Below are 24376 nucleotides of genomic sequence, written 5' to 3' on the forward strand. Positions count from 1 at the left end.
GCTTCACCCGGAGGCCCTGCCAATATCAGAGCGAGCCCACCAGGCGGCGGACGGTGCCGACATCGGGCTGGCCAAGCCAGAATATCCGTGGATCACGCTTGAACCATGACCTTTGGCGACGCGCGAAGCGGCGCGTCGCGGTCACCGTCGCGGACTGGGCGTCCTCGGACGAAGCGAACTCGCCGTAGATCCAGCCGAGCACCTGGGCATAGCCGAGTGCCCGCGACGCCGTCCGGCCGGTCGAGAGCCCAACCTTGTCCAGCTCGCGGACCTCGTCGAGGAACCCGGCCGCCCACATCCGGTCGACCCGCAGCGCGATCCGCGCGTCGAGATCCTCCCGGTCGACGCCGATCATGACCACGTCATAGCGCGACCGGTGTTCGGGCAACGTGGCGGTGAATCCGCCGGTCAGGGCGACGACCTCGAGCGCCCGCACGATCCGCCGGCCGTTGGTCGGCAGGATCGCCGCCGCCGCCTCGGGAGCGGCGGCGGCGAGCTCGGCGTGCAGCGCCGCCGGGCCGTCCTCGGCGAGCCGTTGCTCGAGCCTCGCCCGCACCACGGGGTCGGTGCCGGGGAACTCCAGCTCATCGAGCACGGCCCGCACGTACAGGCCCGATCCGCCGACCAGGACCGGCACCCGCCCCTCGGCCAGCAGGCGGTCGACGACGAGGCGGGCGTCCCGCTGGTAGCTGGCGACGTCGGCCGTCCTGGTCACGTCCCAGACGTCGAGGAGATGATGCGGGATCCCCCGCCGCTCGGCCGGCGGAACCTTGGCCGTGCCTATGTCCATCCCGCGGTAGAGCTGCATCGAGTCCGCATTGATGATCTCGGCGACGCCGTCGCCCAGCGAGGCGGCGAAGTCGATCGCCAGATCGCTCTTGCCGGCCGCGGTGGGCCCGACGATCGCGACGACCCGGCCGCCGCGCCCCCGATCATCCTGTCGCACAGGTTCAAGCCTGCCACGCGCACCGCTCCGCGAGCCCGCCGGCCGAGATCGGCGCCCTGGCTCGCCTCAGCGGCGCGCGGGCCGGCTGAGCTCGGCCGACCGTTCAGCTGACCTCGGCGGTGGCCTCGCAGGCGGGGAGCGTCTCCGTGGACGATCCGGCGACGGCGTCGCGGACGAAGCCGACGAGGACGTCCGCCGTGCCGGCGGGGTTCTGGGCCGCGGGCGAGTGCAGCGCGTCGGGAATGACGGCGTAGCGGGCACCGAGGCGGGTCGCCATGTCGGCCTGCATGGCCGGCGGCCAGGCGTCGTCGCCGACGCCGTGGGTGACCAGGAGGGGAATGGCGTGCGCCGCGGCGGCGGCGGCCGCGTCCGCGACCCGGTCGGGCTCGGCGAGCAGCGCCTCCCCCATGGCCAGCATCCCCCGCTCGGAACTGGCGAAGAAGCGCTGGCGCAGGAACTCGGCCTCCGCCGGCGGCCGGACGGTGGTGTCGATGGCGCGCACACCTTCCCAGACCCCGGCGCGCCCAGCCTGTCGATACAGGGCGAACATCGCGTGCAGCGCCAGCCCGCGCGGCCCCACGATCGCCGCCGGGCCGGATCCGAGCAGCACGACGGAGGCGATCGCCGCCGGATGGGCGATCAGCGCGGCCCTGGCCACCAGCCCGCCGAAGGAGTGCCCGACGAGGTGCACCCGCGTACCCAGCTGGGCGGCGGCGAGGGCCACGTCGGCGGCGAGGGCGTCGATGGCGAACTGGCTGTCCGGCTCGTCCGCGTCGGCGACGGACTCGTACTGCCCCCGCAGGTCGACCGCGACGGCCCGCAGACCAGCGGCGGCCAGYAGCGGCAGGACGGGGGCGAAGTCCTCCTTGCTGCCGGTGTAGCCCGGCAGCATGACGACGGTGGGGAGGTCGTCCTGGCCGGCGGCGAGCGCCGCCAGACCGGCCACCGTCGTGCGCCGCGGTGGGCCCGGCTGCGCAGCGGACGCCGTCACGCGGCACCTCCCCGTTCCCACACGCACACGAAGTAGCCGACGCCGTAGGGGGCGTCGGCGTAGAGCGGGTCCGCGGTCCACCCCGCGGCACCGGCGGCGCGCACGGCGCCGGCAAGCACCTGCCAGGAAGCCCGACCGGCGACCAGCAGGTCCGCGGCGAGTCCGGGCTCCAGGCCGAGCAGGGCGGTGAGGTCCACGTCCGCGAGCGCCCGCCCGACGATCTCGTCGTACGGTTGCGCCCGCTCGTCGAGCGACCCCGGGGCCTTCGCCGTCCGCCGCGCGCTCCCGTCACCCATCACCAGCAGGGCGACCCGCTCCCCCGCCGCCGCGGCGGCCGCCACCAGCCCGCCGCCGAGCGCCGCGGCCTCGGCCGGTTCGGCCTTCGGGGACACGCCGAGCCCGCGGCGCGCCGCCTCCCAGCCGGTCTCGGCGAGCAGCCAGGCACCGACCGCCAGCGACAACGGCAGCCGGCGACCGTCCGTGCCCACGTCTGTGCCGGCGTTCACGGACCCCGCGGCGGCCCGCCCGGCGCCGGCCGGCGGCCCGAGGGGGACGCGGAAGTCGACGCCGAAGCCGCGGAAGTCGCCGACCGCGTCCGGACCGTAGGGCCGGGAACCGGTCGCGAGCGCCTCCGGGTCGTCGCCGACGGCGAGGACGACGTCGGGGTTCGCCGCGCGCAGCCGGCGGACGGCGGCGAGCGCCGGTTCCCGCGCGGCCACCGGCTCACCGGCGCCGACCTGGGGTACGAGCAGGGGTGGATGCGGGCAGACCGCCGCGGCGACGAGCGTCACCTGGCCGCCGCGGAGGGTGCGCCCAGGCTGGGCATGCCGAGGCTGACCGACGGGCGGGCCGGCGCCGCGCGGTTGGCCTCCCACAGGTCCCCGGCGCGGGTGCGGCGGGCGGTGAGCAGCGCGCCGTCGGCGACCAGATGGTGCGGGGCGCCGTAGGTCACGACGCTGGTGACGACGTCGCCGGCGCGCAGCCGCGCGAGTTCGGCGAGCACGGCCGCGTCACCCGCCGCCGAACCTGGCAGGCCCGAGCGGGCTCTGGAGTTGGCGTCGGGGCCCAGGTGGACCAGACGGCCGTCGCGGGCCCGGCCGGAGCGACCGCCGGTGGCGTCGTCCTTGCGGCCCTCCCCCTCGGCGATGAGCACCTCGGCGACCCGGCCTACCTGGGCACGGTTCTCCTCCAGGGAGACCACGTCCTGCAGCGCGACGAGCCGGGCATAGCGCTCGGCGACGACCTCCGGCGGGACCTGGTCGTCCATCGTGGCCGCGGGGGTGCCGGGACGCGGCGAGTACTGGAAGGTGAACGCGCTGGAGAAGCGGGCGGCGCGCACCACGTCGAGGGTGTCGGCGAAGTCGGCCTCCGTCTCGCCGGGGAAGCCCACGATGATGTCGGTGGTGATCGCGGCGGCCGGCAGCGCGGCGCGTACCCGCTCGACGATGCCGAGGTAACGGTCACGCCGGTAGGAGCGGCGCATCTGGCGCAGCACCGCGTCCGAACCGGACTGCAGCGGCATGTGCAGCTGCGGGCAGACGTTCGGCGTCTCGGCCATCGCGGCGATCACGTCGTCGGTGAAGTCACGCGGGTGCGGCGAGGTGAACCGGACCCGCTCCAGGCCGTCGATCTGGCCGCAGGCACGCAGCAGGCTGGCGAACGCGGCCGGGTCGCCGAACGAGCGGCCATAGGAGTTGACGTTCTGGCCCAGCAGGGTGATCTCGAGGGCGCCCTCGGCGACGAGAGCCTCGACCTCGGCGAGCACGTCGCCGGGGCGGCGGTCGCGCTCCTTGCCGCGCAGACTGGGCACGATGCAGAAGGTGCAGGTGTTGTCGCAGCCGACGCTGATGCTGACCCAGGCCGAGGCGAGGCTGGCCCGGCGCGCCGGCAGCGAGCTGGGGAAGACCTCCAGCGCCTCGGCGATCTCGACCTGGGCCGAGGCGTTGTGCCGGGCCCGCTCGAGCAGCACCGGCAGGCGGTGCAGGTTGTGGGTGCCGAACACGACGTCGACCCAGGGCGCCTTGCGGGTGATCGTGCCGCGGTCCTTCTGCGCGAGGCAGCCGCCGACGGCGATCTGCATGCCCGGGTTGGCCTTCTTCGTCGGATAAAGCTGACCGAGGTTGCCGTACAGCCGGTTGTCGGCGTTCTCCCGGACGGCGCACGTGTTGAACACCACGAGATCCGGGGTCTCGCCATCCGCCACCGGGACGTACCCGGCCGACTCCAGCAGTCCGGAGATCCGCTCGGAGTCGTGCACGTTCATCTGACACCCGAATGTGCGTACCTGGTACCTACGGTCACTCACCCGACCAGCGTACGGCGATGGTCGGGACGCGCGCGCCAGCGCACTTCCAGACCGTCGGCTTAACGGGCGGTCTCGATGGCGCGGGTCTCGCGGACGACCGTGACCCGGATCTGGCCCGGATAGGTGAGCTCGTCCTCGATCTGGCGGGCCACATCGCGGGCGAGCAGGTGGGCGGCGGAGTCGTCGACCTCCTCGGGGACCACCATGACCCGGACCTCACGGCCGGCCTGCATGGCGAACACCCGCTCGACGCCGGGGCGCTCGCCGGCGATCTGCTCGATGCGCTCCAGTCGGCGGACATAGGACTCGAGGCTGTCCCGGCGCGCGCCGGGCCGTCCGCCCGAGATCGCGTCGGCCGCCTGGGTGAGGACCGCCTCGACGGAGCGGGGCTCGACCTCGTTGTGATGCGCCTCGATGGCGTGGACGACGTCCTCGTGCTCGCCGTAGCGGCGGGCGATCTCGGCGCCGACCAGCGCGTGCGACCCCTCGACCTCGTGGGTGAGCGCCTTGCCGAGGTCGTGCAGCAGCGTGCCGCGTTTGGCGACGGCCAATGGGAGGCGCAGCTCGGCCGCCATCACGCCGGCCAGGTGCGCCGACTCGACGAGATGGGCCAGCACGTTCTGGCCGTAGCTGGTGCGGTAGCGCAGGCGGCCGAGCAGCACGATCAGCTCGGGGTGCATGTCGCCGATGCCGACGTCGAGGACGGCGTCCTCGCCGGCGCGCACGACCCGGGCCTCGACCTCGCGCTGGGCGCGCTCGTACTCCTCCTCGATGCGCTGCGGGTGGATCCGGCCGTCAGCCACCAACGCGGCCAGCGTGATCCGCCCGACCTCGCGGCGCACCGGGTCGAAGCAGCTGAGCAGCACCGCCTCGGGGGTGTCGTCGATGAGGACGTTGACGCCCGTGACCGACTCGAAGGCGCGGATGTTGCGGCCCTCCCGGCCGATGATCCGCCCCTTCATCTCGTCGCCCGGCAGATGCAGCACCGACACCACCGACTCGGCGGTCTGCTCGGCGGCGACCCGCTGTATAGCCAGGGTGACGATGCGCCGCGCCCGATCCTGAGCCTCTTCCTCGGCGCGGGCCTCGATCTCCCGGGCGAGGGTCGCCGCCTCGAGCCTGGACTGCTGCTCGACGACCGCCAGCAGCTCGGTCCGCGCCTCCGCCGAGGTCATCCCGGCGGCCTGTTCGAGGGCGGCCACCCGACGGGCGTCCAGGTCGTCGGCCTCCCTGGCCCGGCGGGCGAGCGCCGCGTCCCGCTCGGTGAGCTCGCGGTCGCGGGACTCGATCCGGCGGGTCTGGTCCTCGAGGGCGGCCCGCCGTTCCTCGACCCGCGCCTCACGCTGGGTGAGGCGACTGTCCCAGTCGCGCAGTTCCTCGCGCCGGCCTCGCAGGTCGGCGAGGGCCTTGTCGCGTTCGGCCTGCGCCTCGCGCCGGGCGGCCTCGGCCCGGTCGCGCTCCGCCTCGGCGAGCCTGCGGGCAAGCGCCTCGGCGTTCTCCCTGGCGGCCGCCTCGGTCTTTTCCCTGGTGGCCGTCTCGGCCTTGGCTGCGGCGTCCGCCTGGGCGGCCAGCAGCGCGGCCGCGGTCTGGGCGTCGGCGCCAGCCGGTGCGTCGGCGGACGCGTGGGGCGTCTCGGCCGGGCGAGCGCCCGCGCGGATCAGCCGCGCGGCGACCACGACGAGGGTGACGACGGCGACCAGTACCACCGCGACGAGGGCCACGAGCACGCCGACCACCGCTGCTCCTCCCGGGAGGGGGAGCCGGGTCCCCGTCCGTTCCGCGCACGGATCTCGACGAGGAAGCTGCTCCCCGGGCCATCCAGCCCACCAGGAAGCCAGCCATAGGCCGGCGAACACGAAGCCGACCCCGCCAGTTCCCGAAGAACGGACCGGAGCGGCGAAGGACCCACCACAGACGGCGGCGTCCACCAGGGCGGATGAAGGCGCGGCCGCACCTTCACTGCACAGCCAGCGCCCACTGAGCGTTGCCGAGCGCCAACCGGGCGCAGACGCATGTCCTCACGCCACAGCCGGGCCCCGACAGCGCCACGGAGCGCCAAGGTTGCCCTCGTGTGTAGTTAGCCAACTATCGCGACCGCGTTGTCCGCGGGAGTCCTCGCACCGTTGCTGAGAGTAGGTCGGCCACTTTTCCCAGGTCAAGAAATACCGGATGTCCGGACCGCCGGCCCTGGCCAGAGGCTGGTCTGCCTTCGCCGGCGCCGAGCCGGCCTTTAGGCCGACCCGGTAGCTCCCACTAGTCGAGGTCGCCGAGGTCGGCGTCGTCCGCGAGGTGATCGTCAGGGGCGCTCGCCGAGCTGACCAGTTCGGTGACGACACGCACGGCGAGCTCCGTCGGGTAGCCCTTGCGGCCGAGCATGGCGACCAGGCGGCGCAGCTGGACCTGCCGGTCCAGCCCGGCCATGGTCCTCAACCGGCGGGTGACGAGCTCGCGGGCGGCGGCTTCCTCTTCCTCGCCGCCGACGTCCGCGAGCGCCGCGGCGGCGACGTCGTCGTCCACACCCCGCCGCCGCAACTCGACCGCGAGCCCCCGCCTCGCCAGCCCGCGGTTCTCCCGGGCCGAGGAGACCACCGCCGTCGCGAACGCGTCGTCGTCGATCAGCCCGACCTCGGTCAGCCGGTCGAGCACCGCCTCCGCGACGTCGTCGGCCACCCCGCGCCGCCGCAAGGTCCCCGCCAGCTCCGCCCGGCTACGCGCCCGAACGGCCAGCTGCCGCAGGCAGATCTCCCGAGCCACCCCCACCGGGTCCCGCCCGGCGTCAGCCTGCCTGTGCGCGGACGGGACCGGCGCCGTCATCCGTTCTCCTCCTAGAGATCAACGGGGACAGGCGCCAGGGCGCCGTCGTCGAGGGTGGGGATGATGCCGAGCTTCTCCTTGATGCGCTTCTCGATCTCGTCGGCGAGGTCGGGGTTGTCACGCAGGAAGTTGCGGGCGTTCTCCTTGCCCTGGCCGAGCTGGTCGCCGTCGTAGGTGTACCAGGCGCCGGACTTCCGGATGATCGCGTGCTCGACGCCCATGTCGATGAGCGAGCCCTCGCGGCTGATGCCACCGCCGTAGACGATGTCGAACTCGGCGGTCCGGAACGGCGGGGCGACCTTGTTCTTGACGACCTTCACCCTGGTACGGTTGCCGACCGCCTCGGCCCCGTCCTTGAGCGTCTCGATCCGGCGGACGTCGAGGCGGACGGAGGCGTAGAACTTCAGCGCCTTGCCACCGGTCGTCGTCTCCGGCGAGCCGAACATGACGCCGATCTTCTCGCGGAGCTGGTTGATGAAGATCGCGGTGGTGTGGGAATTCGACAGCGCACCGGTCATCTTGCGCAGCGCCTGGGACATCAGCCTGGCCTGCAGGCCGACGTGGCTGTCACCCATCTCGCCCTCGATCTCGGCCCGCGGCACCAGCGCGGCCACCGAGTCGATGACGATGATGTCCAGCGCGCCGGAGCGGACCAACAGGTCGGCGATCTCGAGGGCCTGCTCGCCCGTGTCCGGCTGGGAGACCAGCAGATTGTCGGTGTCGACGCCCAGCTTGGACGCGTAGTCCGGGTCGAGCGCGTGCTCGGCGTCGATGAAGGCGGCGATGCCGCCGGCGGCCTGGGCACTGGCGACCGCGTGCAGCGCGACCGTCGTCTTGCCGGACGACTCCGGGCCGTAGATCTCGATGATCCGGCCACGAGGCAGGCCACCGATCCCGAGCGCCACGTCGAGCGCGATCGACCCGGTGGGGATGACCTGGATGGGCATGCGGGTCTCGTCACCGAGGCGCATGACGGAGCCCTTGCCGAACTGCTTGTCGATCTGCGCGAGAGCGTTGTCCAACGCCTTGTCACGGTCGGGTCCTGCCATCGGAGCAACTCCTGGCTGAGGTCGTCGAGTCTTGGTGGCCACGAGGGCGACGTTAGGGGGTCGGTCCGACAGTTTCGAGGGCCGCCTCGCAACTGTGGACAACCGCGCGCATGTGGACAACCTTAGCCGAACACGCGTTCGAGTTCGAACTCGACACGCCGAACCCGCCACGTTTTCCCCGACGGGCCAGCCTCCCCGATGGCGGCGGGCGCGGAGCGTCCCCCGGACCTCGGCGGGACCGCCTCAGTGCTCCCTGGCGGGGACGTCGAACTCCGTGCACACGGCACGCCAGACGGCCTTCGCGTCCTCGCCCCGGGCGAACGCGCCCTCCACGGTGACGCCGCCGAGGCTGGCCAGCACGTGGTCGCGGGCGACTGACTCCGCGTATTCGGCGCCGAACTGCCGGTTCATCCGGGCCCAGAACTCGGTGAGTCGCACCGATCCAGTGTGCCTGCCAGCCCACCCGGTGAACCCTGCGCCCCTGGACCGACAGCCGAAGCCGGCTGAAGCCAGGCGGCGGGGGCCGACGGTGCCGACCGGACAACCGGACAACCGCGCGAGCGCCACGTCCCACTGTCGACACGGGTCGAGGGACCGACGCGGCGCGCCGAGAGCCGCTCGCCCGGTGATCGACCCGGACGTGCCGGTCGCCTGTCCCGCGGCGCATGTCCGGCGCCGTCTCCCCGGGGGCTACCTCTGGGCGGCTGGTGTGACGGACCGCGGAGAAACACGCGTTCCGCGGAACGCGAAGATCATTTTTCTGGCCCGCGGAACCGGCGGCGACGCCGGACAGCGGACACGGAGCACAGCGGCCAGAGGACGACGGACAGCGGACGGTGAACGGCGGGACACGGATGAGCGCGGAGACTCACCTCGCCACCTTCACGAACCTCGCTCCCCCAGGCTGACCTGCGAAAATGTCGTACCCGGACGCGACCATGGCGGCAGCGGCGGGCGCGGGGCCCGCCTCCCCTGTCCCGGCGGTGCCCATGGCCAACACGAAGATCGACATCAACTCCCTCAGCGCCGAGTCGCCCGCTGTCGGTGCGTCCGACTCAGTGGTGGCCGAGGTCGAGACGGTCCCGCTGACGGAGCTGGAACGCGCCATCTGTGCCTGGGCGGCACGAATCGCCGCGGCGACCTGCCAACTGCTGATGATGCTGGCCGCGTTCGACCGGCGGCGAGGCTGGTCGGGGCTCGGAATGGCGACCTGCGCGCAGTGGCTGTCCTGGCGGTGTGGCCTGGGAATCCGGACGGCACAGGAACATATGGCCGTCGCCCGCGCGCTGGAGGAGCTGCCCGCGCTGCGCGCGGCGTTCGCCGAGGGACGGTTGTCCTACTCCAAGGTGCGCGCCGTGGCGCGCGTGGCCGAGGCCGCGACGGAGCAGACCTGGCTGTCGCATGCGCTGCACTGCACCGCGGGCCAGCTTGAGCGGCTCGCGTCGCGCTACCACCAGCTGACGGCGGATCCGGCCGAGCAGCGGGCGGCACGGAAGGTGACCTGGAGCACCCGGGCGGACGGGCTGTTCCGCCTGCAGGCTGTGCTGACGGCGGAGGAGGGCGCCCGGCTGGCCGTCGCGATCGACGCCGCGAGAGCAAGCCTCGACGACACCGCTCCATCCCGGACTGGTGCCGAGGCCGACGCGTCGCCTGCGGACAGACCGATCGTCAACGCCCCGCGCGACCGGAAGGCCGACGCCGACGCGTTGGTGGCGCTGGCTGAGGGCTTCCTTCACCGGCCTGTCCCAGACCTGATGAGCCCGTCCCACACGGTCACCGTGCATGTCGACGCCGAGACTCTGCTGAGCACCGGTCAGCGCGTGGCGGGGGCCCAGAGCCCCGCGAGCGTGCCGGCAGGCCCGACCGGCCGTGCGAGGGATGGGATGGCCCCGACGGGCGAGCCCCCGCGAAGCACCGGCCGGCCACCGAACACGGCGGCGACCGGTTCGGATCCGGTCAGCAGGCTTGCCCGTGGCCTGTTGCGTTGCGATGCGGAGCCCGAGGTCGGCCTGCCCAAGGCGGTGCTGCGCCGGCTCGGCTGCGACGGACTGATGCGAGCGCTGGTCCGGGACACGGCCGGGAACMCGCTCGCGCTCGGGCGGYGGCACCGGGTACCGACCCGCCGGCTACGGGAGGCCGTCCACGCCCGTGACCAGGGCACTTGTCAGTACCCGGGGTGCGGCCACACCCGCTGGCTTCAGACGCATCACCTGCTGGAGTGGCTGGCCGACGAGGGCGACACGGATCTGGAGAACCTGACGCTGGTGTGCAGTCGCCATCACCAGCTGATCCATGACGAGGGGATCACCCTGAGCCGCCGTGACGACGGAACGATCGTCGCGACACTGCCCGACGGCTTCGTCGTGACCCCGGCCCCGTGCCTGGACGTCGGTACCCAGCCCGTCGGCTGCCTCGCCGCGGCGACGCGAGACGTCGCGGCCGACGCGATACAGACCCACGACGGTGGACGTCTCAGCTGGGATGACTCGCTCCTCGTCCTCATGCAACATCATCGCCCTCATGCAACATCGTCGGCCACCCGCTGCTAGGCCGGCTGTGTATGGACCGGCTGCGTAGCCGAACACGGGCATCTGCRTAGCGGACTGGCGCCACAGGCGGCCAGGTCGGACGGAGCGCTGTGTCGGAGGTGGGATGCAGACTGGCTCCATGTCCTTTTCCGACCCCCTCGCCGGGTTCTCGGCGCCGACCAGGGCCTGGTTCTCCGCCGCCTTCCCGGCGCCGACCGCGGCCCAGGCCGGCGCGTGGACGGCGGTGCGGGCGGGCGGCAGCGCGTTGGTGGTGGCGCCGACCGGCTCGGGCAAGACCCTCGCGGCGTTCCTGTGGTCGCTGGACGAAATCGTGCGTGCCGGCCTGCCAGATGCCGCACGCCCGCGCTCCGCGTCATCGCCGGACGCGTCATCGCCGGACGGGTCCTCACGACGGGCAACCGCGTCCGCGTCGCGGGCCTCGCCGCGGGCCTCGTCGCAGACGTCCTCACCGGTTTCCTCCCCGGACCCCACCCGCCGCTGCCGGGTCCTCTACGTCAGCCCGCTCAAGGCGCTGGCGGTGGACGTGGCCCGCAACCTGCGGGCTCCGCTGGCGGGCATCCAGGCCGCGGCGACCCGGCTGGGCGTCACCGTGCCCGAGGTGACGGTCGCGATGCGCACCGGTGACACCCCGGCCACCGAGCGGCGCGCGTTCGGCCGCACCCCGCCGGACATTCTGATCACCACGCCGGAGTCGCTGTTCCTCATTCTGACCAGCCAGGCGCGCGAGTCGCTGCGCGGCGTGGAGACGGTGATCGTGGACGAGGTGCACGCCGTCGCGAGCACGAAGCGCGGCGCCCACCTGGCCCTCAGCCTGGAACGCCTCGATGCCCTGCTGGAGACTCCGGCCCGGCGGATCGGCCTGTCCGCGACGGTGCGCCCGGTGGAGGAGGTCGCCCGTTTCCTCGGTGGCGCCCGCCCGGTGACGGTGGTCCGCCCACCGACCGAGAAGACCCTGCAGGTCGACGTCGTCGTGCCCGTCCAGGACATGGCCGACCCCGGCGCCCCCACCAGCCTCGTCGGCCTGGCCAGCCCCGACGGCCCCGGAGCGCTCGCCGGGCTTGCCGGCCTGGACACCCTCGGTGGCGGCCCGCCCGCCGCCGTGCCGAGCCGGCCGTCGATCTGGCCGGCCGTCGAGGCGCGGGTGCTCGACCTGATCGAGGCGCACACGTCGACGATCGTGTTCGCCAACTCGCGGCGGGTGGCGGAACGGCTGTGCGCCAAGCTGAACGAGCTGCACGCGCAGCGCCTGCTGGCCGCCGAGATGGCCGGGGTGGAACGCCGCTCCGGGATGATCGACCTGGACGACCTCGACGGCCCGTTCCCGGCCGTGCCGGAGGCGACCCGCGTCAGCCCCGCCGAGATGATGGGCCAGCAGACCTCCCAGATCGGCTTCGCCGATCCGGCAGGGACCCCGGGCTCCGCCCAGCCGCTCCCGTTCGCCGAGGTGGCCCGGGCGCACCACGGCAGCGTCAGCCGGGAGCAGCGGCTGCTGATCGAGGAGGACCTCAAGGCCGGCCGGCTGCCCGCCGTCGTCGCGACCTCCAGCCTGGAGCTGGGCATCGACATGGGCGCCGTCGACCTGGTGGTCCAGATCTCCTCGCCGCCGAGCGTCGCCGCCGGGATGCAGCGGGTCGGCCGCGCCGGCCACCAGGTCGGCGCCGCCAGCCGTGGGGTGGTGCTGCCCAGCCACCGCGGCGACCTCCTGGAATGCGCCGTGGTCGCCGAGCGGATGCGCGACGGGGAGATCGAGGAGGCCCACTACCCGCGCAACCCGCTCGACGTCCTTGCCCAGCAGGTGGTCGCGATGACCGCCGTCGACACCTGGCCGGTGGAGGAGCTGGGAGCGCTGGTCCGGCGCGCGGCGCCGTTCGCGACCCTGCCGGCGTCCGCGTTCGAGGCCGTGCTGGACATGCTGGCCGGCCGGTACCCGTCGGACGCGTTCGCCGAGCTGCGCCCGCGGATCGTCTGGGACCGCGCGGCGGGCACGGTGACGGGCCGGCCGGGCGCGCAGCGGCTCGCGGTCACCAGCGGCGGCACCATTCCCGACCGCGGCCTGTTCGGCGTGTTCCTCGTCGGCGAGAAGGCGAGCCGGGTCGGCGAGCTCGACGAGGAGATGGTCTACGAGTCCCGGGTGGGCGACGTGGTGCTGCTCGGATCGTCGAGCTGGCGGGTCGAGGAGATCACCCCGGACCGGGTGCTGGTCACCCCGGCACCGGGCCGGCCGGGCCGGCTGCCGTTCTGGCATGGCGACTCTCCCGGCCGCCCCGCCGAGCTAGGTCGGGCGCTCGGCGGGTTCCTGCGCGAGCTCATGAGGAAGACCCCGGACGAGGCCGACGCACGGCTGCGCGCCGCGGGCCTGGACGAGTGGGCCGCGAGCAACCTGCTCACCTACCTGGAGGAGCAGCGGGCCGCCACCGGCCGGCTCTCGGACGACCGAACGCTGGTCGTCGAGCGGTTCCGCGACGAGCTGGGCGACTGGCGCCTGGCCGTGCACTCCCCGTTCGGCGCCCGGGTCAACGCCCCGTGGGCACTGGCGATCGGCGGCCGGCTGCGCGAGCGCTACGGCGTCGAGGTGCAGATCATGCACACCGACGACGGCATCGTCGCCAGGGTTCCCGACGCCGACGCCCCGCCCAGCGCGGCGGACGCCGTCTTCGACCCGGAGGAGATCGCCGCGGTCGTGCGGGCGGAGGTCGGCGGCAGCGCGCTGTTCGCCAGCCGGTTCCGCGAGTGCGCGGGCCGGGCGCTGCTGCTGCCGCGCCGCTCTCCCGGGAGGCGCACCCCGCTGTGGCAGCAGCGCCAGCGCAGCGCGGCGCTGCTGTCGGTGGCCGCCGAGTTCGAGAGCTTCCCGGTGGTGCTGGAGACGATGCGCGAGTGCCTGCAGGACGTCTTCGACGTCCCGGGGCTGACCGCGCTCATGCGCGACGTCGACGCCCGCCGGCTGCGGGTCGTCGAGGTCGAGACGCAGGAGCCGTCACCGTTCGCCCGGTCGCTGCTGTTCGGCTACGTCGCCACGTTCATCTACGACGGGGACGCCCCGCTGGCCGAGCGGCGCGCGCAGGTGCTGTCGCTGGACAGCCGGATGCTCGCCGAGCTGCTCGGCGAGGCCGACCTGCGGGAGTTGATCGACCCGGACGCGCTCGCCGCCGTCGAGGCGGAGCTCACCCGGCTGGCGCCCGAGCGCCAGGCCCGCGACCTGGAGGGGGCCGCCGACCTGCTGCGGGTGCTCGGCGACCTGACCACTCCCGAGGCGCTCGCCCGGGGCGCGACCGAGGAATGGCTCGACGCGCTCGCCACCACGGGCCGGGCGCTGCGGGTGCGGATCACCGGGGAGGAACGCTGGGTCGCGGTCGAGGACGCCGGGCGGTTGCGCGACGCGCTGGGAGTGCCGCTGCCGATGGGGGTGCCGGCGGCGTTCACCGAGCCGGTCCGCGACCCTCTTGGCGACCTGGTCTCCCGGTACGCCCGCACGCACGGCCCGTTCGACGCCGAGGAGCTGGCCACGCGGTTCGGCCTGGGAATCTCCGTGGCCGTGGCGGCCCTGGAACGCCTGGTGGGCGTCGGCCGGCTGGTCAGGGGTGAGCTGCGGCCGGGGCGGCCGGGGGAACAGTGGTGCGACGCCGAGGTGCTGCGCAGGCTGCGCCGGCGCAGCCTCGCGGCGCTGCGTCGCGAGGTGGAGGCGGTGCCGACGCGGGCGTTCGCGGCCTTCCTGCCCGCCTGGCAGGCGGTGACCAGTGGGCGTTCGCGCGGCGTGGACGGGGTGGCGCGCGCGATCGAGCAGCTGCAGGGAGCGTTGATCCCGGCGAGCGCCTGGGAGCAGCTGGTCCTGCCGGCCCGGGTGTCCGACTACTCCCCCGCGATGCTCGACGAGCTGTGCGCGAGCGGCGAGGTGCTGTGGGCCGGCGCGGGCGGGCTGCCCGGCGACGACGGCTGGCTGACGCTGGTGCTCGCCGACGCCGCCCCATTGCTGCTTCCGCCACTCACGGATCGGGAGGTGGATCGGGAGGTGGACGCGCCGGCGAGTGGTGAGGTGGTGGATCTGGGCGGCTTGGCCGGGGTGGCGAGCCCGCTGCGCCGCGCGGTTCTCGACGCGCTCGCCGACGACCAGGCGCTGTTCTTCCGCACCCTGTCGGACCGGGTCGGCAGCCTGGACGACACGGCGCTCGCGAACGCGATCTGGGACCTCGCCTGGGCGGGTCTGATCACCAACGACACGCTCGCACCGCTGCGCGCCCGCCTCGGCGGCGGCGCGGCCACCACTCACCGATCGGCGCGGCGCCCTGGCCGGCCGAGCCTCCGTTTCGCCTCGGACCCCTATCCGACGGCGGCCACCGGTGTCGACCGGGCATCGGGTCCGGGCCGTCCCGCGGCGCCCCGCCGTTCCGGGCCACCCATGGTCGCGGGACGCTGGTCGCTGCTGCCGGCCCGCGACACCGACCCGACGCGGCGGGCGCACACGCTCGCCGAGACGCTGCTGGACCGGCACGGCATCGTCACCCGGGGCGCGGTCGCCGCCGAGCACGCCCCCGGCGGGTTCGCCGCCGTCTACCGGGTGCTGTCCGCCTTCGAGGACGCCGGCCGAGCTCGCCGCGGCTACTTCGTCGAGGGGCTCGGCGCGGCCCAGTTCGCGATGCCAGGCGCGGTCGACCGGCTTCGCGCGATCGCCGGTGAGCAGCGCGCCGCCGCCGAGGAACCCGACTGGGCGATCGAGCCGGCCGGCCCCGCCGGTCCAGCTGGTCAGGTCGGCCGGATCGGTCAGGTCGGCCTCGGGGGCCCCGGTGGAGCTGTCGACGCCTTCGGCCGGGATCCGGGCCCGGGAGCCGCGCGGGCCGGTGGCGACCGACGCGCGGTGGTGCTGGCGGCCACCGACCCGGCGAACCCGTACGGCGCGGCGCTGCCCTGGCCCTCCCGGCCGGAGGCGGCGGGCGGCGATGGTCCGGGCCACCGTCCCGGCCGCAAGGCGGGGGCACTGGTCGTGCTCGTCGACGGCGACCTGGTGCTCTACGTCGAACGCGGTGGGAAGACGCTGCTGTCCTGGCCGGAGCCCGCGCGGGCGCTGCAGCCGGCGGTGGACGCGCTGGCGCTGGCCGTGCGCGAGGGCTGGCTCGGCCGGCTGGCCGTCGAGCGGGCCGACGGGCAGGCGGTCACCGACAGCGCGCTGGGCGAGGCGCTGCTGCGCGCCGGGTTCCACCCGACGCCCCGGGGCGGCCTGCGGCTGCGCAGCTGACCCGCCTGCCTGGGGCGATTTGCCCCCGGCCGGCCGGAGGGTATGGGGTGTGGGGGTGACGGACACGGCGCTGGACGAGCCACAACGATCGGCGCCGGTGGCCAGGGTGTGGGGGCCGCAACTGCGGGTCCTGACGGGGGGCCTGGTCTCGACGATCACCCTGCTCGCGTTCGAATCGCTCGCCGTCATCACGGTCGCGCCGTTGGTGTCGGCGGACCTGCGCGGCCTGAACCTGTACGGGTGGCTGACCGGGGCGTTCTTCCTGACCACGGTGGTCGGTCTCGTGCTCGCCGGCGCGGCGATGGACCGGGCGGGTCCGGCCCGCCCGTTCGTCGTCGGCCTGCTGCTGTTCGGCGCGGGGCTCGCGGTCGCGGCGGGCGCCATGGACATGCAGACGGTGATCGTCGGCCGAGGGCTGCAGGGGCTGGGGGACGGCGCGATCGCTGCCGTCTGTTTCGGCACGGTGGGACGGACGTACCCGGCCGAGCTGCGGCCGAAGGTGTTCGCCGTGCTGGCGACAGCCTGGGTCGTGCCGAGCCTCGGCGGGCCGGCGGCCGCGGCGTTCCTCGCGGAGCGGGTCGGCTGGAGGTGGGTGTTCGGTGGCCTGATCCCCCTCGTCGTCGTGGCCGGCGCCGTCACGGTCAGGGCGTTGCGGCTGGCCGCCGGCACCGCGCCGCCGCCGGTGGATGAGGGCGCCCTCACCGCCACCGGCGGCGTCAAGGTGGCGGGAGCGGCCGAGTCGCCCGAGACGCCCGAGACGGCGGGGACCCCGGGGGTATGGCCCGCTGTCGAGGCTGGCAGGGGCCCGCTGGTGCGGGCGGTGCGGGTCGCGGCCGGCGCCGGCCTGCTGCTCGCCGGCCTGACCAGCCGCTCGCTCCTCGGCATCCCGCTGGTCGTGGCCGGCCTGCTCGCGGGCATCGGGCCGCTGCGGCGGCTGCTGCCCGCCGGGACGCTGCGGGCCCGCCCGGGGGCGCCGGCGGCCGTGGCGGTGCGCGGGCTGCTCGCGTTCGCGTTCTTCGGCGCCGACACGTTCGTCCCGCTGGCCATCACGTCGGTACGGCACGCCTCCGCCACCGTCGCGGGCCTGGCCGTCTCCACCGTGGCGATCGTCTGGACCGTCGGCTCGTGGACCCAGGCAAGGCTCGCGAGCCGCCGTTCCGGGAGGTTCCTGGTGACCACGGGCCTGGCCACCCTGGTACTCAGCGTGGCGGCCACCGGGACGGCGCTGCTCATCACCGGGGTGCCACTGGCCGTCGGGATCGCCTGCTGGGGTGTGGCCGGCTTCGGGATCGGCATCGCCTATTCGCCGATCATGAACGTCGCGCTCAACGAGGCGCCGCCGGACCGCCAGGGCATGGCGAGCAGCGCGGTCTCGCTCTCCGACAACCTCGGGGTCGCCTTCGGCGCCGGCCTGGGCGGCGTCGCGGTCGCCGCCGGCAGCGCGACGAACCGCACCGCCGCCGACGCGACGACCGGCGTGGTCGCCACCGCCGGGCAGACTGCCTCCGCCGGGCACTCCGCCTCCGCCACGGGCCTCGCGGCCGCCTTCGCGCTCGCGACCGCGGCCGGCCTGGTCGGCCTGGTCGCCGCCCGCCGGCTGCCCACGACGGCCCTCGCCCAGGCGCCCGCGGTCAGCCCACCCGACGGGCTGGCCGGCTAACGATCGGTGGGGCCGAGATCCGAGCTGGCGGAGCCACCGCCGGCCACGGTCCCGCCGCTCGCCGCGGGCAGGCCGCGGGCGACCGCGCCGACGTCGCGCAGGCCGGCCGCGTAGCCGCGCAGGTTCTCCGTCTGCTCCGCCAACGCATCGAGGTCGACGGGCGCCACGCCCAGCGCGGCACCGCCGGCCGGCGTCCCCACCGGTGTCGAGCCACCGAGGTCGATGCCGCCGGAGGAGGCGTAGACGCCGGCGCCGACGACCTCGGCCACGGCGGCGACCAGGTCGTCGAGGGCCCGTACCGCCGCCTTCATCTCCTCGGCAAGGGCCTGGATGGTGCCGGCCAGCTGGGCGCGCGCGGACCGGTCGGTCAGCGCCCGCACCGCCGCCTCGCAGGCCACGATCCGGTTCGCCCGCAGCCGCAGCCCGTCGACCACCTCGGCGGCCGACGCCATCGCCGAGCGGATCACGTCGGCCGTCGGGCCGGGTGGCACCGGTCTAGCCAGCGCGAGAAAGGCGCTGATCGCCTCCTCGCCGCGGCGCAGTGGCGCCGCCGCCGCCGAGCCGGTCAGCTCCCGCACTCCCGGCGCGGCCGCCACCGGCAGCGGCGGCCCCGGCGTCTGCCGGTCGGCCCGGGCCGCCTGCAGTGCCCACAGCCCGCTGTTGACCAGCGAGCCGGCTCCCGTGAGGAGCCACATCCACCATTCGTGGCCGCCGAGCGCGGCACCGGCCGGAGTGATGACCGCGGCCAGCGCGGCCCATCCGCCGGCCGTCCACCGGGCGTGCCGGGCATAGCGGGTGGCCGCCCGTGCCTCCCGCTGGGCGCCTCGCCGTTCGAGATCGGCCGCCACGGCATCCGGCATCCTGGGCTGGACCTTCCGCCGCCAGTCCCAGCCCTCCGCGCGGACCCACGGCCGCCGGCCGCCGGTGTGCGGTTCCCGAGCGTCCGGGCCACGCGGCGGCCCCTGCGGGGGCTGCCAGGGCGGCGGGCCCCAGTGGGGCGGGGGCGGCGGCCAGGGCGGGCGCGGTCCGGGAGTGGGCGGTCCGGGCGGCGCCTGCCCGGGGCGCCAACCCGGCCGGGAACCGCTTGGAGGCCCCTGCTGGCGCCTCGGGCCGCCGCCGGTGCCAGGCCAGGTCACGGTCGCCGTCCCGGGGGCAGGTGTCTGGTCACTGACCCGACGCCGCCGGACCCGTGGTGTCCGCCCCGTGGCCCTCGCGCGCGCCCGGGGTCGGCGGCTGGCCCTTGCCGAGGGCGACACGGTCCTCGCCGGCCGCCACCTGGCCCGTGCCCGCCTGCTGGCTGGCGCCGCCGGCGGTACCCGGCCCGGCGGCCAGGCCCGCGCGCAGCTCGGCCAGCCGGTTGCTCGCCTTCGCGTCGATGGTCGCCCGGCGGACCTCCAGCATGCGCGCCTCGACCCCGGAGGAGGCCAGCTCGTGGCGACCCATGGCGACGGAGTAGCGCTTCTCGACCTTCTCGCGGACCTCCGCGAGCGTTGGCGTGTCGCCGGCCGGGGCGAGGTCCGACATCGACTCCATCGCCTTGCTCATCTGCTCGCGCATCGCGGCGTGCTCGATCTGCGTCAGCAGGCGAGCACGCTCGGCGAGCTGCTGGCGCAGCCGCTCGGTGTTGTCGTCGACGGCGCGCCTGGCGAGCTCGGAGGACTCGGCCGCCTGCTGGTGCAGGGTGCGCATCTCGTCCAGCGAGGACTCCGCCGCGACCAGCTCGCTGGCGAACGCCTGCGCCGTCTGTTCGTACTTGCCGGCGCCGGCGGCGTCCCCACCGGCGCGGGCGTTGTCGGCGAAGGCGAGCGCGGAGCGCGCCGACTCCGTGAGCATGGTGACGTTCTCGATCTGACGGGCCATCCGCATCTCCAGCTGGCGCTGGTTGCCCAGCACCAGGGCGGCCTGCTGGCGCAGGGCCTCGTGCTGACGGCGGCCCTCCGCGATCGCCTGGTCGATCTGCACCCGCGGATCGGCCTTCTCGTCGAACTTCCGGTTCGCCGACGCGGACAGATAGCGCAACGCCCGCCGGACGACATTCGCCATAGTCCGATCGTCGCACGTCCCCGGCCCGTGCAGACAGCCCTGCGCCAACGTCACCAATCGACGTCATATGTCCAGTTCCGGACACCGCTGGCCACGGTCCACGCCTTATGCGCGCTTACCACCGATTCCGCTCATAGCTGAGCGCCTGACCTGGTGTGGATCGGGAGTGGGCCACGAAATCGACAGGGGTGCGGGCGCCGGGTCAATCCGGCGCGCGAGGCACCGGAGCCCGGTATCGAAACGCTTTACAATGCGTTACATCGCGGTTTCGCGACACACCATCCGGTTTGTCGCGCCCGGTCGACGCTGTCAGGCCGCGCGGTCGACCATGGGGGCCGGAGGACGGGCGGAGACGACCATCGGAGCGCCGACCCTCGGCGTGTCGGTGGCGAGCTCGGCGAGCTCGACGTCGTCGCTCACCTCGCGCAGCAGATCCGCCAGCCGGACCCCGAGCGCGTCGCAGATCGACGCGAGCAGCTCGGAGCTGGCCTCCTTCTGCCCACGCTCGACCTCGGACAGGTAGCCCAGCGACACCCGGGCCGCGGACGACACCTCCCGGAGCGTCCGGTGCTGATCCTGACGGCGACGGCGGAGCGCCTCACCGATCATGCGTCGGAGCAGGACCATCGCGCCTCCTCCTTCGTGCACGGTCTGGGTTTCACCGTATACCTACTGGGGTGGTCACCGACTGGCCGTTGACGGGACCGTAGCTCTGTAACCACCGCGCGTCTGGCAAACAATCCCAGGAGTGCCCCGGAACGCGCCCTGGAAGCGCATCCACCTGCTTCAACGGTCGACATCCGCCATCGGAGCCCTTGGTACCCCCACTAGTGGGGGCGGCGCGGGCCTCGTACAACGACCCGCTTGATGCGCGATCACCTGGGACAAACATGATCGCACCTCCTAGCCCACTAGCTGGCGGAGATCTCCACACTTCCCGACGGTCCGGCACCGACCGCCGRCAGTCCCGAGAGCGTACGCCGTAACACGTCGAGCGCCTGCACGACCGCGAAGGTCTGGATAAGCGGTCGGTCTCCGGGCAGCCGCAGCGACCGGGTCACGGTGCCGTCCGGGCCGGCGAGCCCCAGGTGCAGGGTGCCCACCGGCTTGCCCTCCTGCTCCTCGGGCCCGGCCACACCGGTGGTCGCGAGCCCCCAGGTGGCGCCGAACAGGTCGCGCACGCCGGCCGCCATCGCGGCGGCGGTGCGCGCCGACACGGCGCCGTCCGTGGCGAGAACCGCCTCGTCGACGCCGAGCACGGAGGCCTTCGCGTCGGTCGCGTACGCGACGACGCCACCGCGGAAGTAGGCCGACGCGCCGGGAGTCGCGGTGAAGGCCGCCGCCAGCCGGCCGCCGGTGAGTGACTCGGCCACGGCGACGGTGCCCTGGCATGCCGCCAGGTGGGCACCGATGACGCCGGCCAGCGTGTCGTCATCGGTGCCGTAGACCGCCGGGCCCAGCGCCGCGCGCGCCGCCGCCTCGACCGGTTCGATCAGGCGCCCGGCCTCGGCGCGGTCGGCGGCCGCCGCAGTGATCCGTACTCGGGTCTGGCCCTCGCTCGCGAGGAACGCGATCGCCGGGTTGCCCACGCCGCGCAGGCGCTCGACCTCGATCGACAGCGCCTCGGCGACGGCCGACTCCCAGACGCCGGCCGTGCGCAGCACCCGATGTACGACGACGGATGGCTGCCCGGCCCGGCGCGACAGGTCCGGCAGCACGCTGCCGGTGAACATCGCGTACATCTCGCGCGGCACGCCGGGCATCGCGTACAGCACGGCGCGGCCGATCTCGATCCGGATGCCGGGCGCGGTGCCCGGGCCGTTCGGCAGCGGCTCGGCGCCTTCGGGCAGGTCGGCCTGCCGGTAGTTCATCTCCGGTACGTCGCGGCGAAGCTCGGTGAACCGGCGCCGCAGCTGCGCCTCGAGGAACTCGTCGCGGCGCAGCGCCACCCCGGCGGCCGCGGCGATCCCCTCGCGGGTGAGGTCGTCCTGGGTCGGGCCGAGGCCGCCGGTCACGATCACCACGTCGCAGCGCCCGGCGGCGGTCCGCAGCGCCTCCTCGATCCGGTCGATGTCGTCGCCGACCACCACCGACGTGGCGACTCGGACACCGACGGCGGCGAGCTCGCGGCCGAGCCAGGCGGCGTTGCCGTTGAGGATGTCGCCGTAGAGCAGCTCGTCGCCGACCGCGACGATCTCAGCCAGCATCGACGTCCCGTCCCCTGCCACCGGCGACCTCCCTCGGATCCTCGTCGGGCGTTCTCGGCGAGGCTGAGGCACGCCGCAGCGCCAGCGCCCGGGCGACGTAGTCGACGCCGGTGGCGACCGCGACGACCACGCCCGCCGCGAGCACCGCCTTGCTGACCCACGCGGCCGGACCGGTCAGCGGCAGCACGGCCAGCCCGAGCGAGATGTTGAGCAGCAACGTCTTGAGCTTGCCACCCCGGCTCGCCGCGATCACGCCGTGCCGGATCACCCACAGCCGAAGCAGGGTGACGCCCAGCTCCCGGACGACGATGACCACCGTCACGGCCCAGGGAATCTCGCCGAGGATCGACAGCGACACCAGCGCCGCGCCGGTCAGCGCCTTGTCCGCCACCGGGTCGACGAACGCGCCGAACTCGGTGACCAGACCGTGCCGGCGGGCGACGGCACCGTCGATCTGGTCCGTGACCGCGGCGACGGCGTAGGCCGCGAAGGCGGCGATCCGCCAGCCGTCCTCGTGCGGACCGACGAACAGGAACACGACGAACACCGGCACCAGGACCAGCCGCATGATCGTCAGGATGTTGGCGATGTTGAGCAGCCTCGGCGCCGCTCCAGCGGGAGCCGGGGGCTGGACGCCGTCAGCCGGCGAGACGACGCCATCCGAGGCGCCGAGGCCATCCGGGGTGCCGACGTGCGTCGCCGCGTCCGCGTCCGCGAGCGCGGGTCCGTCGGCCTGGGCGGGCACGCCGGACGCGACCGTTCGGCCAGCCTCGCCGGGCAGGCCCGCCATCGTCACGGACGAGCCCCGACGGCGACCCGGGCCGCGGGACCACCGGCCGCTGGCGCGCCTGCCCGGTCCAGCACGGCGACGAAGTCGGCGACCAGGTCGACGCCTTCGGTGGCGACCACGCGCGCGAGCACCAGATCACCGACGACGACGGACGCGCCGGAATCGCCAGACCGTCCGGGCGTGTCGGTCACCGCGGGAAGCCGGACGACGCAGGCGCCGTCGACCTCGGGCTGCTGGTGGGCGGCACAGCCGTGGGCCGTACGGCCCGACGGGCCGCCGGCCGCGTCCGGCCCGGCCTCGGGCACGCCGGCCTCCGCGAAGCCGTCGTCGGAGATCTCCTCGACGAGCACCTCCACGGTCTCGCCGACCCGCCGCTCGGCGCGCGCCGCGGTCAGCTGCTCGACCAGGTCGGCGATGCGGGCACGCCGGCGCTCGATGGCCCGCGGGGCGATCTTGCCGGGCAACCCGACGGCCTCGGTGCCTTCCTCGTCCGAGTAGCCGAACACGCCGACCGCGTCGAGATCGGCCTGTTCTAGGAAGTCGGCCAGGATGTCGAGGTCCTCGGCCGTCTCGCCAGGAAAACCGACGATCACGTTGGAACGGGCGCCGAGCTCGGGCGCGAACGCCCGGCCCCGGCGCAGCAGGTCGAGGAAGTCGGCCGACCCACCGAACCGGCGCATCCGGCGCAGCACCGTCGGGCTCGCGTGCTGGAACGAGAGGTCCAGGTACGGCGCGACCCCTGGAGTGGTCAGCAGCACCTCGAGGAGGGATGGGCGCGTCTCCGCCGGCTGCAGGTACACCGTGCGGACGCGGACGATGCCGGGGGTCGCGGCGAGCTGGGGCAGCAGCTTCTCCAGGGCGCGCAGGTCGCCGAGGTCCTTGCCGTAGGAGGTGGAGTTCTCGCTGACGAGCACCAGCTCTCGGGCGCCCTGGGCGGCGAGCCACTCCGCCTCGGCGAGGATGTCCCCCGGCGCGCGGGAGACGTGCGAGCCGCGGAAGGACGGGATCGCGCAGAAGCTGCACCGTCGGTCGCAGCCGCTGGAGATCTTCAACGCCGCCACCGGGCCGCGTTCCAGTCGCCGCCGGACCACCACMGGCTTCGCCGGGGCAGCCGGGACGACCGCCGCCGAGGCACCCAGTGCGGCCGGGGCCGCGAGGGCCGCTGGAGCCCCCGAGGCCGTCGGAGCCGCCGGCGCGACGGTGGCGTGCCCCGGCACCACGACGTCGGCGGCGGCGGCGGCGCGGCCCCGCTCGACGGGCGTGATCGGCAGCAGGGTGCGCCGGTCGCGCGGGGTGTGGGCGGCCGGGCGCTCGCCGTCGAGCACGGCGCCCAGCCGCGCCGCGATGTCCGGATAGGCGTCGAAGCCGAGCACGGCGTCGGCCTCGGGCAGGCTCTGGGCGAGTTCGGCGCCGTAGCGCTCGGCGAGGCAGCCGACCGCGACCACGGCCTTCGGGCCCGGACCGGCGGCGTCGGGCGCGGTGCGCAGGCCGTCGGCGGCGAGCAGGGCGTCGATCGAGTCCTTCTTGGCGACGTCGACGAAGCCGCAGGTGTTCACGAGCACCGCGTCGGCCTCGGCGGCGTCGTCGACCAGCTGCCAGCCGCCGTCGGCGAGCCTGGCCGCGAGTTCCTCGGAGTCCACCTCGTTGCGCGAACAACCCAGAGTGACGAGCGCGACACGACGACCCTGACCAGCGGACACCACGTCAGGCTACCGGGCTACGGCTCGCGGGCGCGTCGCGCCGGCCGCCGGGCCACGAAGTGAGTGCTCCCGCCGGATACGGACGTGGTCCTGGG

General features: G+C 74.5%; 17 protein-coding genes. 3 read left to right on the plus strand and 14 right to left on the minus strand.

What is annotated here, in order from left to right; all coding sequences use genetic code 11:
- Window positions 1-25: 25 nt before the first annotated feature.
- From miaA to BCD49_RS11550, 8 genes are all read right to left on the minus strand, one after another.
- Window positions 26-946: a tRNA (adenosine(37)-N6)-dimethylallyltransferase MiaA gene (gene miaA, locus BCD49_RS11515; RefSeq protein WP_007513383.1), complete on the minus strand. Its 921-nt coding sequence runs from the start codon at window positions 944-946 to the stop codon at window positions 26-28.
- A 103-nt stretch (window positions 947-1049) separates the two neighbouring features.
- Window positions 1050-1937 carry an alpha/beta fold hydrolase gene (locus BCD49_RS11520; protein ID WP_007513385.1) on the minus strand — a complete coding sequence of 296 codons (888 nt, stop codon included), beginning with the start codon at window positions 1935-1937 and terminating at the stop codon, window positions 1050-1052.
- The gene (locus BCD49_RS11525; RefSeq protein ID WP_007513387.1) at window positions 1934-2728 is read right to left on the minus strand and encodes a class III extradiol dioxygenase subunit B-like domain-containing protein; all 795 of its coding nucleotides are present in this window, start codon (window positions 2726-2728) and stop codon (window positions 1934-1936) included. Before BCD49_RS11525 ends, BCD49_RS11520 begins: the two co-directional genes overlap by 4 nt.
- The gene (gene miaB, locus BCD49_RS11530; RefSeq protein ID WP_007513390.1) at window positions 2725-4200 is read right to left on the minus strand and encodes a tRNA (N6-isopentenyl adenosine(37)-C2)-methylthiotransferase MiaB; all 1476 of its coding nucleotides are present in this window, start codon (window positions 4198-4200) and stop codon (window positions 2725-2727) included. Before miaB ends, BCD49_RS11525 begins: the two co-directional genes overlap by 4 nt.
- A 101-nt stretch (window positions 4201-4301) precedes the next feature.
- Window positions 4302-5978 carry a ribonuclease Y gene (gene rny, locus BCD49_RS11535; protein ID WP_007513392.1) on the minus strand — a complete coding sequence of 559 codons (1677 nt, stop codon included), beginning with the start codon at window positions 5976-5978 and terminating at the stop codon, window positions 4302-4304.
- A 517-nt stretch (window positions 5979-6495) separates the two neighbouring features.
- Entirely contained in the window at window positions 6496-7056 is a 561-nt protein-coding gene (recX, locus tag BCD49_RS11540) for a recombination regulator RecX (RefSeq protein ID WP_007513394.1), read from the minus strand.
- 11 nt (window positions 7057-7067) lie between these two features.
- Complete coding sequence (recA, locus tag BCD49_RS11545; protein ID WP_007513396.1) at window positions 7068-8105, minus strand: recombinase RecA; 1038 nt, start codon at window positions 8103-8105, stop codon at window positions 7068-7070.
- Window positions 8106-8348: 243 nt separating this feature from the next.
- Window positions 8349-8543, minus strand: coding sequence for a DUF3046 domain-containing protein (locus BCD49_RS11550; protein ID WP_007513398.1), 195 nt, complete (start codon window positions 8541-8543; stop codon window positions 8349-8351).
- Window positions 8544-9043: 500 nt separating this feature from the next.
- On the opposite strand from BCD49_RS11550, the gene BCD49_RS11555 reads away from it, so the two are divergent.
- From BCD49_RS11555 to BCD49_RS11565, 3 genes are all read left to right on the plus strand, one after another.
- Window positions 9044-10654, plus strand: a complete 1611-nt coding sequence (locus BCD49_RS11555; protein WP_241832306.1) for an HNH endonuclease — start codon at window positions 9044-9046, stop codon at window positions 10652-10654.
- A 118-nt stretch (window positions 10655-10772) separates the two neighbouring features.
- On the plus strand, window positions 10773-15881 hold the full coding sequence (locus BCD49_RS11560; protein ID WP_051467544.1) for an Lhr family helicase: 5109 nt from the start codon (window positions 10773-10775) through the stop codon (window positions 15879-15881).
- 55 nt (window positions 15882-15936) lie between these two features.
- The gene (locus tag BCD49_RS11565) at window positions 15937-17541 is read left to right on the plus strand and encodes an MFS transporter (protein ID WP_035931304.1); all 1605 of its coding nucleotides are present in this window, start codon (window positions 15937-15939) and stop codon (window positions 17539-17541) included.
- On the opposite strand, the gene pspM is transcribed toward BCD49_RS11565, so the two are convergent.
- The 6 genes from pspM to BCD49_RS11595 form a co-directional block, all read right to left on the minus strand.
- The gene (gene pspM / locus BCD49_RS11570) at window positions 17538-18401 is read right to left on the minus strand and encodes a phage shock envelope stress response protein PspM (protein WP_007513405.1); all 864 of its coding nucleotides are present in this window, start codon (window positions 18399-18401) and stop codon (window positions 17538-17540) included. The genes BCD49_RS11565 and pspM overlap by 4 nt on opposite strands.
- A gap of 304 nt (window positions 18402-18705) precedes the next feature.
- Window positions 18706-19584 (minus strand): PspA/IM30 family protein, encoded by an 879-nt coding sequence (locus BCD49_RS11575; protein ID WP_007513407.1) that lies wholly within the window; start codon window positions 19582-19584, stop codon window positions 18706-18708.
- Window positions 19585-19893: 309 nt separating this feature from the next.
- Window positions 19894-20211 (minus strand): helix-turn-helix domain-containing protein, encoded by a 318-nt coding sequence (locus BCD49_RS11580; protein WP_007513408.1) that lies wholly within the window; start codon window positions 20209-20211, stop codon window positions 19894-19896.
- A 284-nt stretch (window positions 20212-20495) separates the two neighbouring features.
- A complete protein-coding gene (locus BCD49_RS11585) occupies window positions 20496-21791 on the minus strand; it encodes a competence/damage-inducible protein A (protein WP_071041472.1) in 1296 nt (431 codons plus the stop codon).
- On the minus strand, window positions 21781-22581 hold the full coding sequence (locus BCD49_RS11590) for a CDP-alcohol phosphatidyltransferase family protein (protein WP_425343363.1): 801 nt from the start codon (window positions 22579-22581) through the stop codon (window positions 21781-21783). Before BCD49_RS11590 ends, BCD49_RS11585 begins: the two co-directional genes overlap by 11 nt.
- A gap of 2 nt (window positions 22582-22583) precedes the next feature.
- Complete coding sequence (locus BCD49_RS11595; protein WP_027141223.1) at window positions 22584-24281, minus strand: MiaB/RimO family radical SAM methylthiotransferase; 1698 nt, start codon at window positions 24279-24281, stop codon at window positions 22584-22586.
- Window positions 24282-24376 lie beyond the last annotated feature (95 nt).

It is taken from the genome of Pseudofrankia sp. EUN1h (assembly GCF_001854645.1).
Classification (GTDB): Bacteria; Actinomycetota; Actinomycetes; order Frankiales; family Frankiaceae; genus Pseudofrankia; species Pseudofrankia saprophytica.